Origin of the sequence: Chitinophaga sp. 22620 (assembly GCF_052044405.1) — a bacterium.
Lineage (GTDB): Bacteria > Bacteroidota > Bacteroidia > Chitinophagales > Chitinophagaceae > Chitinophaga.
Window position 1 is genome coordinate 1,373,469 of sequence record NZ_JBQEMV010000002.1, and the last position, 11,500, is coordinate 1,384,968.

Consider the following 11,500-nt stretch of genomic DNA (forward strand, 5'->3'; position numbering starts at 1 on the left):
TCAGAATAATTTGTAAGTAATGCCCAGCGATACTTCGGAGCCTTTTTTGTATTGCCGGTAAACGTAGGCGGTGCCGTGGTATTTGCCGTTGTTGCCGGGATTGGTATATACCTGTTTGAAGTCCGGGTTCAGGATGTTCTTCCCGAAACCCCTTACCAGCCATCGTTTGCCGAGATGTTTGCTGAACACGAGGTCCAGCATGGGCACCGGCCTGTCGTACAGGTCGGGCGTGCCATCCATCTGCACCTGTATCAATCTTGCGCCCACGATGTTGAAGCTGGCGGTAACGTTGGTGCCGGACCGCTGGTGCTCGAAATCGATGTAGGCGTTTACAGAATAGGGCGCCTGTTCAAACACGGGACTTTTGGCGGGAGAGCGGCGGTCGTTGATGCGGGCGGCTTCCAGCCTTGCGGGGTTCTTGTCGATCTCGCTGTAGGCCAGCATCGCGTTGGCGCCGAAGAATACCGGTTTCAGCGGGCTCCAGTAGCGGCCCAGGTTGTGCCTTATCTCCAGCTCAATGCCGTACACGCGGCCTTCGTTCGGGTCGTTCTCGAACACGATCAGCGGGAATTCAGGCGCGGTGCTCTGGTTGCCCGGGGAGCGGTAGAAGAACACGCGCTGCAACTGGTTCTCGATGATCTTGCCGAAGGCGGAGGCGGAAAGCACTTCGCCGCGCTGCGGGAACCATTCCCAGCGGAAGTCGAAGCTGCGGGTGAACTGGTTCTCCAGGTCCGGGTTGCCGCCTACCACTGCGAACTGGAAGGGATCGTATTCGTAGATATTGATCAGCTCCCTGATCTCGGGCCTCGCCAGCGAAGTGCTGTAGCCCAGCCTGAAGTTCATGCTCTCCTGCGGCGACCAGGTAAGGTTGAGGGAATAAAAAGGTTTGTAGTCTTCCACGTAGCGGTTGCGCGGGTTCAGGGTGCTGTAACGAAGCGATTGACCTGTAAAGCCGCTGATGGCGTTGATGTTCAGCGGCACGAAAATGTTGTTGGTGTCCACCAGCGTTTTGATGTCTGTGGATTCGAACCGTACGCCGCCCACGAAACGGAAGCGCTGTAAAAAGCGTGTGTCTATCATGCCGTAGAAGGCGCGCGTTTCGTAGGTGCCGGTGTAGTTGTTGGGCGATTTGCGGATCTGGTAAAGGAATCCGCCTACGCGGGGCTTGCCTTCCTCGTCGTAAGTGCCGGGGTCTTGCAGGCCTACATATTTTGGGGAGATGAGCTCGTTGATATTTCCGCCCACCTGGTTGAGCAGGTCCGCGCTGCCACCGCCGAGGCTGGTGGCGGGCAGGCCGAGGATGTTGGTGGTGAAATCACGCTCGCGTTTCAGGTAGTTAAAACCAAATTTCAATACCTGTTCCGCGCCGCCTATTTTGAAAGGTTGTGTAAGATCGGCCTTGCCGTTGTAGTTGCGCTCGGTGAGCTTGCGGAACTGGCGGCCGTTGGGGTCCGCCACCATAATGCTGGAATAATCGTCGCCCACGCCGTGCACCATGCCTGTTACAAACGCATAGGTGTCCTGGCCGATGCCTGTGCCTCCCGGGCCCGCATAGCGGAGGGTGCGCAGGTTGGCGAGATTGGTGGAACGGAAGTCAGGGTCGTTCTGCGTGCTGCGCGAAGTGCTCAGGTTGTAGGTCAGCCGCGGGCTCCAGCTTTGGTCCAGTATTTTATGCTCGCCCTGCAGGTTATAGGTATCGAATGTACGCTGCGTCATACGCAGCTGGTTGATCACGTTGTATACCGGGAATTCCATCCCCGTGTTCTGCCAGGAGCCGGTAAGGTTGCTGGCCTGTGTTTCCGCGCCGCGGCTGCCCACCACCTGCGCCTGGATAATGTGCCTTGCGTTGAAACGATAGGTGAGGCCCGCCAGCAGGCCGTAGTTCAGGGTTTTCTTACCCATGTTCTCCTTATACGTCAGGTAGTTGCCCAGGCGCGGATAGGCCGGCGTAATGAAATTGGGAATGGCCAGCTGGTTGAAGATATTTTTGTTTCCTGTTACAATGCCCTGGAAAAGACTGTATTGATTGCGTGTGGCCTGGTAAATGTCTTCCGTGCGCTGGTAATAGCTGCCGTTCAGCACCACGCCCAGCTTGTGGCCGTTCTTCAGCTTATACAGATTCCCGAAACCGATGTTGTACACCTGGTTGGGGCTGGCATTTTTGTAGGAAGTGGTGAGCACGGGCTCGAACCGCTGCATGATACCGCTGATGCGGTGCGATTCCGCCGCGAGTGCCGGATTGTTGCGGCTCTGGATGAACATTTCCTGTATCTGCACAAGGCCGTTGGGATACTGGTCTTTCAACGCCAGGAAATCCGCGGGCAGGTCGTGGTCTTTCACGTGCTGGCCCCAGAAGCCCAGCCTGTCGTTATAAAACCCGTTGTATTTGCCGTTGAGGCCGATATTGGTGTTGAAGCCCGTTTGCGCGGTGAATTCCAGTGTGAGGGAATCGGGGATAGACCTGGTTTTCAGCTCCACGATGCCGGCTGAAGCATCGGCCGGCCTGTCAGGCGAGAGGGTCTTGTATACGGTGATATTGTCCAGCAGGCCGGCGGGCACGATGTCCAGCGGCACCACGCTGCGGTCGGGGTCCGAGGAGGAAAGCCTTGCGCCGTTCAGCGTGGCGATCACGCTGCGGTCGCCCAGCCCGCGGATGGCCACGAATTTATCGTCTGTTACGGTAACGGCTGTCACTCTTTGCAGGGCCTGCACGGTGGTGATGCTGGCGCTTTTGGTCATCTGCGCGGCGGATATCGCATCCTGCACCACGCCGGAGTTCTTGCGTTCGTTCAGCACGGCGGCTTCGGTGTTCGTGCGGTTGGAGGCCGTTACCTGCACCTCGCCGAGCTGCGTGTAGCTTTCTGTTAAAGTGACCGTAAGGCTGCCCGCGCCTGTACCCGCTCTTACTTCCCTGGGCTTATAACCCATAAAGGAAACGGTGAGCACGGCCTGCGCGGAAGGGGCCTTGAGGGTGAAACGCCCGTCGGGCCCGCTCATGGCGCCGGTGTTGGTGCCTTTTACCTTGATGGTAACACCGGGCAGGGGCGTGCCGGTTTTGGCATCGGTCACAACGCCCTTCACCGTTACGGGCTCGCCGGTGATGCCGAGAATGATATAATCGCCGTTCTGTTCGTTGCTGATACCGGCGGCAATGCGGAGCAGGTTCAGCGCTTCTTCCAGCCGGATGCTGCCGGAAGGTAGTTGCAGGGTTTGCTCCAGCCGCGCGGCCACCGCGTCTTTGTAGGTAAAACGCAGGCCCCCCTGTTTCTCCAGCAGGGCGATCAGCTCTTTTGCCGTCATGCTGCTCCTGCCGAGCTGGAATGTTCCGCCCTTTGTTTGCGCAAAGGAAGGGAAGGGAACAAGGGCCAGCAGCATCCATAAAAACAGCCTTGTGTGTAACCTTTTATGCATAGTCAGTGATTTTCTGTGAAGGGCATGGCACGGCCATGAGCAGGCCTGCCGCTGCCCTTATAGGAATAATGATGTTACCGTTTTAATAAATGATGATCTGGTGTCCGTTGCTTTCGTATCTGAACCGTACCGTTTGCGAAAGGATCTTCATGGCTGATTCCAGCGTCTGCCCTTCGAGGTTGGCCGTTACCCGCTCTTTTTCCAGGTCTTTATTCCTGATGATCATTTTTACTTTATACCAGTCGCTTACCAGGTCAAACGCTTCATGCAGCGGCGTTTGGCGGAACGAAAGCCCGCCGCTGATCCAGTTGAACGCGTTTTTCCCCTGCCAGTGCTCCAGCACGTAACCCGTGCCGGCCGTGTCCATCACCAGGCGGTCGCCCGCGGTGATGTCAGACAGCAGGCGCGCGCCGTAATGCACGCGCACCTTGCCCGTGCGCACGGATACGATCAGCTTGTCCGCGCCTTCTTTCACCTCGAAGGAAGTGCCCAGCACCGTGGTGGTCAGCTTCCCGGACTGCACTTCGAATACTTTGCCCACATTCTGCCGCACGTCGAAGAAGGCCCTGCCGGCCACTTTCACGGAACGGGAGGTTTCGCCGTATTGGTCAGGCACGTCGAGCCTGGTGCCGGGGAACAGGTAGATGATGGAACTGTCGGACAGGGTGATCTTCCGGAGCTCGCCGGGAGGCGCTTCGAAATGAAGGAATGCGAGGTCGTGCTGCCGGTTTTTATTGGAAAGGATGAAATAAATGGCAAGGCCGGCCACCGGTGTGATGAAGATGGCGGCATACCGCAGGAAAGCCCGCAGGTGGAAGGTTTTGGCCGGTCGGGAGCGGCCGGTGCGTTCATCTACCGCCTGCTTTATTTCTGCGGAAAGGGATCTGCGCTCCTCATTATCCAGCGTCACTTTTTCTTTGTCGGTAGCGGCGAGCCAGCGGTGGATGAACTGTTCCTCTTCCTTGCCGGCATTGCCCTGCAGGAAGCGGTCTATGATACGTTTGAAGTGCTGAATATTCATTGAGCCGTGTTTCTGCATATATGAGCAGCAACAGGCGGGTTTAACCAGTGCGGGTGTGTTAACTTAATGTTACTTCGATCCCGGTTCTATTTCCCGGCTTCGATGAGCATAACGATCAGGAAAACCGCTTCTTTCATTTTAAGGCGCAGCTTTTTGAGCGCGGCGTTCAGGGTGTTGCGTACGGTTTGCTCGGAAAGACTGAGGCGGGCGGCTATTTCAGCGATGTTCAGGTTCTCTTCCATATTCAGGCGGAACACTTGCTGCATGCGGCCTGGCAGCAGGCGCACTTCGTCGTTGAGCAGCCTTAGCAGCACCTCTTTCTGGTAAGGATCCAGCAGATCGTCCAGCACGGGCTGGAGCAGCTGTTCCATTTCTTCTTCGCGGGCGCGGTCTTTGATGGCGCGGGAAATGCAGCGCAGGGTTTCGTTGCGCACCATGGTGAAGAGGTAGGCTTCGGCGTTGCTGTTCACCGCCAGGGTATCCTTTTTATGCCAGAGGGTAACAAATACGTTCTGCACCACGTCTTTGGCATCGTCGGGGTTTTTAAGCCGCCTGAATGCAAATACGTAGCATTGTTCCCAGAACCGGTTGTATAATTCGTCGAACGCCTGCCCGTCCCCTCCGCACACCACTTCCATCAACTCGTCAGTAGTCAGGATTGCATAATTCATGAATCGAAAATGTGAGCCAAAATAGGCAAACCGGGCATAAAGCGGGGTAAACTTTACGTTAATTCCTCCTGATTTTTATTTTCTTTGTTTATAAATCTCCCGTTCATGAAGCATTTTGCCCTGTTCTGGCTCATACTTACCGCCATTCCCGCATTTTCACAGGATACCGCCGCGTACCTTCAGAAGAATAACCTGGCTTACCGCACCGGCCGGCAAACGGATTATATGAAAGAGCGCTGCGTGCTGGACGTCTATTATCCCGTCAAAGCCGCCAATGCGCCCGTGATCGTCTGGTTTCACGGCGGAGGTATCACCGGTGGTAATAAATCCATTCCCGCTGAACTGAAAAGGCAGAACGTGATCGTGATCGCCGCCAACTACCGGCTGAGCCCGAAAGTAAGCTGCCCCGCCTACATCGAAGACGCTGCAGCCGCGGTGGCCTGGGCATTCAGGAACGCGGCTTCCTTTGGCGGCGATAGCAATAAGATATATGTTTCCGGCCACTCGGCCGGGGCATACCTGTCCTGCATGGTAGGGCTGGACAAAAAATGGCTGGCTCCCTATAATATTGACGCGGACCGCATCGCGGCCATATTTTCCTTCAGCGCGCAGGCCATCACCCACTTCACCGTCCGCAAGGAGAGGGGCATTGCGGATACGCAACCCGTTATCGATGAGTTCGCGCCGCTCTATCATGTACGGGCCGATGCGCCGCCGCTTTATCTCTACACGGGTAACCGCGAAATGGAAATGCTGGGCCGTTATGAAGAAAACGCCTACCTCGCGCGCATGATGCAGCTCACAGGCCATAAAAAAACGTATCTCTATGAGATGGACGGTTACGGGCATGGCGATATGCCGAAACCTTCGTTTTATTTAATGTTGAAGGAGATCAATAAGAAATAATTCCTTACATGGAAACAATGAAAGCCGTTGTCTACAAAAAATATGGCCCGCCGGATGTGCTGCAACTAAAGGAGGTGGCAAAGCCCGTTCCCGGGGAAGATGAAGTGCTGATAAAAGTTCATGCCACAACAGTGACCGCCGGCGATTGGCGGATGCGAAAGGCCGATCCCTTTTTGGTAAGATTGTTCAATGGTCTTATAAGGCCCCGGATAAACATACTGGGATTTGAGTTCGCGGGCGAGGTGGAAGCAACCGGCAAAAATGTAACGCTGTTCAAAACCGGGGACCAGGTATTCGGAACGCCGGGCTTTCGTTTCGGCGCTTATGCCGCGTATAGACGCATGCCTGAAAAAGGGGCGCTGGCGCTAAAGCCCGGGAATATGACCTATGAGGAAGCCGCCGCCGTTCCCGTCGGGGCGCTTACGGCCTTATTTTTCCTCAGGGAAAAGGCAAATATCCGGAGCGGGCAAAAAGTGCTTGTTTATGGCGCATCCGGCAGTGTGGGCACTTTTGCGGTACAGCTGGCAAAACACTTCGGGGCGGAAGTTACCGGTGTATGCAGCACCGCGAATATAGCGTTGGTTGAATCCCTGCATGCAGATAAAGTAATCGATTATACCAAAGAGGACTTTACAAAGAGCGGGCGGTACGACATCATCTTTGATGCCGTTGGGAAAGCACCGTCCTCCAAATGCCGCAAAGCATTGGCGCCGCAAGGAACGTACGTGTCAGTGGCCCGGGGAACCGTCAAACTCCGCGCAGAAGACCTGAATTTCCTCAAAGAGGTCATTGAAGTAGGAAGATTAAGATCGGTGATCGACAGGCGTTATTCGCTGGATCAGATCGTGGAAGCGCATGGTTATGTGGAGAAGGGGCATAAGAAAGGGAATGTGGTGGTGACTGTATACAATAATACCTAAGAAAATAAAGCTAAATATGAAACACACCCTCCTAAACTCTTCAATGGGTTATTAATCACATTGTTTATAAGTTTGGGTTAAAATATTTTCTTATAATTGTACATCCCTCAAGGGAGCCATGGCCCTCCATACAAAAAAATACCTATGAGCAAAAAATTATTAGTTGTTGGTATCCTGATTACCTCTCTGGTTATCTCTTCCAAAGCACAAGACAAACATTCAATTAATATTATACCACCAAGCCCTACCGCGAGCTCACTTGGCAAGTATGGGGAAGTACCGGTTGGTCATTATACAGGCATACCGCAAATTGCGATTCCTATCTATGACGTCAAAGAAGGTAGTTTAAGCTGCCCTGTCAGTTTGTCCTATTACGGAGGAGGCGTAAAAGTGGAAGAAATATCGTCCTGGGTTGGGTTGGGATGGAGCCTGAGGGCTGGCGGCGTGATATCACGGTCGGTACGTGGGTTGCCCGATGAGTCCGGTTCCTTCTTCCTTCCGGGTAATAACCTGACAGGATACCTAGCAGGCGGCCAGCCTGGGTTTCCGGAATTTCTGAGAGGAATTGAACGACAGACCGAAGACGGGGAAAGTGATATATATACCTTTTCTGTAGGGGATATGAATGGCTCTTTTTTCTACGATCAATCAGGGAATATTCATGCATTGCCCCTTAATAAAACGAGAATCGAAAAAAACGCCACCGGCTGGTTATTGACCGCAGTAAATGGCGATAAATATTATTTCGAAGCAAAGGAATATGCCGTAACTGAACGGGCCTGCGAAGCAGGAGCTGCTACACCTATACCGAACGTCTTCAATGCTTCTCCTACTTCCTGGTATCTTACCAGCATCGTCAGTGCAAATAGCGCGGACAGTTTGAAATTTGAGTATGATGACTATATTTCAAACCATGATCTCGCACTTGTTGAGACAAGATACCAGCTTGTTCAATACGGAGGCCCCCTTTGCACTTCATCAAGGAATAGCAATTGTAGATCATTTATAAAAACGTATGGCAAGAGATTAACGCGGATCCTTTTTAGGAATGGTTCCGTCAATTTCAGGGCTAATACAGCCCGGGTGGATTTAAGCGGGGACAAAAGGCTTGATATGATTGAGGTCCTTAACGGAGAAAACACGCTAGTAAAGAAGTATCAGTTTTATTACAGCTATTCCATAAGCCAGGACCAGGTTTACCCGTGCAATGTTTCACAATACCCCACTTTGGAAAGACTGAAACTGGATTCGCTGGCGGAGGCATCCGCAACAGGAGCTTACCCGCCTTACAAATTTTTCTACGAAAGCACCTTGCTTCCCTGCAGAAATAGTTTTGCACGAGACCATTGGGGATACTATAATGGAGCAAATAATACAACTTTAGTTCCCACCTTTATTTATAATCAGTCCGGTCAAACATATACATATCCTGGCGCCAACAGAGAAGCCAACCCAACATATGCCAAAGCAGGTACTCTTAATAAAATAACATACCCTACCGGTGGCTCAACTTTATTTGAGTTTGAGAATAACACGATATGGGAATCGAGCTATATTGAAAACCCGGTAAACATGGGTGCGTCTGTTAGTGTAGGGGCAGACCCGGTTCAAAGTATATACCAGGATAACTTCATAATAGATATTCCTCCAAATTCCCTGAATGACAATTTAGGAGGTGCGAAAGTCAATATCACAGTAAATGAGACACTGGGAGATGGCCGGATTGCCAATACATATCTTGAAAAACTCGATGCAAACGGCAACAGACTGAGTATAATAAATTTCGACAACGGTTTTCTGGCCGATTACCGCTTGGAGAATGGAATCTACCGGTTAAAGGCTGAAATGCCGCTTCCTTTGTCCACTAATTTGGCTGACTATGATTTTTTTGGAGTATTTATGGTTTGGCAGGAGCCCGGGGAGCCTACAGTAGTCAGCAATAATAAGCCCGTTGGCGGTTTAAGGATTAAAAAGGTCCAGGATGTGAATGCGGACGGAGCCGTTGCGAGAACCCGTACTTTCAGTTACAATTATCCAAATAATCAATCTAGCGGTGGAATGTTCCCGATGACTGAATATGTAAGAAACTCGACGGAGCAAAAAGTTGAACAAAGCCCGCTCCCCGGCACCGCTGTGGATATTTATAATTGTGTGTTTAAAATCAGGCAGGCATATACAAATCTGCCGCTTACGCAAACATCGGGTGGATATGTCGGATATCAATATGTTACTGTTTCGGAGGCTGGAAATGGTTATAGTACATATGAGTTTACCAATCCGACAACAAATCCGGATGAAACTTATCCAAACTTTCCATATGCACCGTCTACAAGCTTTGAATGGCAGAGAGGGCTATTGGTCAGGCAACGGGATTTTGCAGAAGGAGGAACCTCCCCTTTGCGCAGCGTCCGCAATGTGTATAATATACTTACTCCGCTAACGAAATCTTTCTCCGGGATTACGGCAGGCCGCAGTTTCATTACCGATCTTCCCAACGATTTGCTACCAGAATATACCGTATATAGTATTATTACTGAATTCCCTTATCTGAATGTTACCTACGACACATTATTTGATAAAAATAATTCAGCCAGTTATATTGCTACAACCCAAACCAATGAGTATAACCCCAAAAACCTCCTGGTAAAAAAGGAAAAAAAGACCAACAGCCGCAACGAAGAAATAACGGCCGAATACCGGTATCCGGTTGATTATTCAGATTCTGTAATGCAGGGCACCATTGGCATGCTAAAGCAAAAAAACATTATTTCGCCAGTTGTGTTCCTTTCTAATTTACGGAATGGGGCTATTACGGGCGGAAATATCAACATGCTGAATAGTGACGGCGAAATCGCCAAGGTATATAATTTTGAATCAAGCTCGACGATTCCAATGCCAGTACTGGATTCCAATATTCTGAATCCTGCGCCAGGTAATTTTCGGTTAAGCAGCGAATTGTCTTACGATCAACGCAAGAGATTAAACCTGATCACTTCACCTCAAAATCATTCTATTACCTATATATGGGATTATAAAAATGCTTTTGCTGTTGCTGAGTTCAGAAATGCTGAAAAAAATGAGGTTGCATATACTTCCTTTGAGTCGGACGGTACCGGTAACTGGAATATTAACGCAACGAATATTGTTCAGGGCAGTCCATCCAGCCCTCTTCCAACAGGGAAGAAGTACTATAATTTAACAGCCGGGTATCCCGCAACCAAAACCAGCCTGATAAATGGTAACGAATATATTGTATCATACTGGCGGAATAATTCGGCACCGTTTACAATTTCCGGAGCCAGTTTGGTACAGAATGGCTACAAAGCCGGGAGAAGTTTTAATGGATGGACTTATCATGAGCATCATGTTAAGACAAACAGTACTTCTGTAACGATAACTGGCAGTGGGGGAATTGATGAATTGAGATTATATCCTGCGACTTCGACAGTAAGAACGATCACATATGATCCCTTGATCGGTGTCACCAGTGAATGTGATACTAACGGTAGAATATCATATTATGAATATGACAACTTTGGAAAGCTGAAACTTGTCCGCGACCAGGATGGTAAAATCCTTAAGCAAATTGACCTGAAATATCAAGTGTCAGCTACTCAATAGATACTTTAGGTTTCGATCAGTATCATTGGATAAAACTGCTATAATTAATCTGATTCTTTTATCTATGAAATATAAACCCACGACATTCCCGAAAATTATTTCTGCAGTCATTTGTTTGTTCCTACTGGCGAATCAAACCTTTGCCCAGAAGCCAAACACGCAAACTCAGCCTGCTGCGCCTACACAAACGGTGAACCCCGTTCCGGCGGCTTACGGTGCAGGCGTGAAGGTAAACTACGTGCGTACCTGGGAGCCGGCGAAGCCGCTCACCGACCCGGCGGCGGTGGCCGCAGAAATGAATGTGTCCAATGTCCGCCAATCCACCCAATACGTCGACGGCCTGGGCCGCCCCTTGCAAACAGTGACCAAAGGCGGCTCACCGGCTAAAAAAGATATAGTGGTGCCCGTGGTCTATGATTCCTTCGGCCGCGAACAATACCAATACCTGCCGTATGTATCCACTGCCGGTGACGGTGCTTTCAAGGCCAACCCTTTTACCGATCAGAAGAACTTCTACGCGCCTACCGCCGGTACGCCGATCTATCCCGGCGAACAGGTATTCTACAGCCAGACGCAATACGAAGCCTCTCCGCTCAACCGGGTGCTCAAAACCATGGCTCCTGGCAACAGCTGGGCCGGGTCAGGCACCGGCGTGAGCCAGCAATACCTGGTAAATACTGCCACCGACTCCGTACGCATCTGGACGATCGCCGCCGCGGACGGCAGCCAGCCAGCCAGCACCACGCGGTATTCTGCCGGGGAACTGTATAAGAACATGACCACCGACGAAGCGGGCAATGCCGCGGTGGAATACAAGGATAAAGAAGGCCGGGTAGTGCTCAAGAAAGTACAGCTGGCCGCCACACCCGGCACGGGCCATGTGGGCTGGCTGAGCACCTATTATGTGTACGACGACCTGGGCAACCTGCGCTATGTGTTACCGCCTAAAG

7 protein-coding genes are annotated in these 11,500 nt (G+C 51.4%); 4 read left to right on the forward strand and 3 right to left on the reverse strand.

The features are described 5' to 3' along the window. The 3 genes from ACTJIK_RS15235 to ACTJIK_RS15245 form a co-directional block, all read right to left on the reverse strand. Complete coding sequence (locus tag ACTJIK_RS15235) at window positions 1-3,411, reverse strand: TonB-dependent receptor domain-containing protein (RefSeq protein WP_440647546.1); 3,411 nt, start codon at window positions 3,409-3,411, stop codon at window positions 1-3. An 82-nt stretch (window positions 3,412-3,493) separates the two neighbouring features. Then, window positions 3,494-4,432 (reverse strand): FecR family protein, encoded by a 939-nt coding sequence (locus tag ACTJIK_RS15240; protein WP_440647548.1) that lies wholly within the window; start codon window positions 4,430-4,432, stop codon window positions 3,494-3,496. An 86-nt stretch (window positions 4,433-4,518) separates the two neighbouring features. Further along, the gene (locus ACTJIK_RS15245; protein WP_440647550.1) at window positions 4,519-5,103 is read right to left on the reverse strand and encodes an RNA polymerase sigma factor; all 585 of its coding nucleotides are present in this window, start codon (window positions 5,101-5,103) and stop codon (window positions 4,519-4,521) included. A gap of 105 nt (window positions 5,104-5,208) precedes the next feature. On the opposite strand from ACTJIK_RS15245, the gene ACTJIK_RS15250 reads away from it, so the two are divergent. The 4 genes from ACTJIK_RS15250 to ACTJIK_RS15265 all read left to right on the forward strand — a co-directional run. Continuing rightward, window positions 5,209-6,009 carry an alpha/beta hydrolase gene (locus tag ACTJIK_RS15250; RefSeq protein WP_440647552.1) on the forward strand — a complete coding sequence of 267 codons (801 nt, stop codon included), beginning with the start codon at window positions 5,209-5,211 and terminating at the stop codon, window positions 6,007-6,009. Between the two features lie 8 nt (window positions 6,010-6,017). Next, on the forward strand, window positions 6,018-6,929 hold the full coding sequence (locus tag ACTJIK_RS15255; RefSeq protein WP_440647554.1) for an NAD(P)-dependent alcohol dehydrogenase: 912 nt from the start codon (window positions 6,018-6,020) through the stop codon (window positions 6,927-6,929). A gap of 144 nt (window positions 6,930-7,073) precedes the next feature. After that, window positions 7,074-10,550, forward strand: a complete 3,477-nt coding sequence (locus ACTJIK_RS15260) for a hypothetical protein (RefSeq protein WP_440647556.1) — start codon at window positions 7,074-7,076, stop codon at window positions 10,548-10,550. A gap of 64 nt (window positions 10,551-10,614) precedes the next feature. Further along, window positions 10,615-11,500: DUF6443 domain-containing protein (locus tag ACTJIK_RS15265; RefSeq protein WP_440647558.1), on the forward strand; the 886-nt coding region annotated here is incomplete at its 3' end.

What these genes read in the sequence shown, in the direction of transcription:
- ACTJIK_RS15235 (WP_440647546.1), bottom strand. Translation starts at nt 3,411, where the DNA reads ATGCATAAAAGGTTACACACAAGGCTGTTTTTATGGATGCTGCTGGCC.
- ACTJIK_RS15240 (WP_440647548.1), bottom strand. Translation starts at nt 4,432, where the DNA reads ATGAATATTCAGCACTTCAAACGTATCATAGACCGCTTCCTGCAGGGC.
- ACTJIK_RS15245 (WP_440647550.1), bottom strand. Translation starts at nt 5,103, where the DNA reads ATGAATTATGCAATCCTGACTACTGACGAGTTGATGGAAGTGGTGTGC.
- ACTJIK_RS15250 (WP_440647552.1), top strand. Translation starts at nt 5,209, where the DNA reads ATGAAGCATTTTGCCCTGTTCTGGCTCATACTTACCGCCATTCCCGCA.
- ACTJIK_RS15255 (WP_440647554.1), top strand. Translation starts at nt 6,018, where the DNA reads ATGGAAACAATGAAAGCCGTTGTCTACAAAAAATATGGCCCGCCGGAT.
- ACTJIK_RS15260 (WP_440647556.1), top strand. Translation starts at nt 7,074, where the DNA reads ATGAGCAAAAAATTATTAGTTGTTGGTATCCTGATTACCTCTCTGGTT.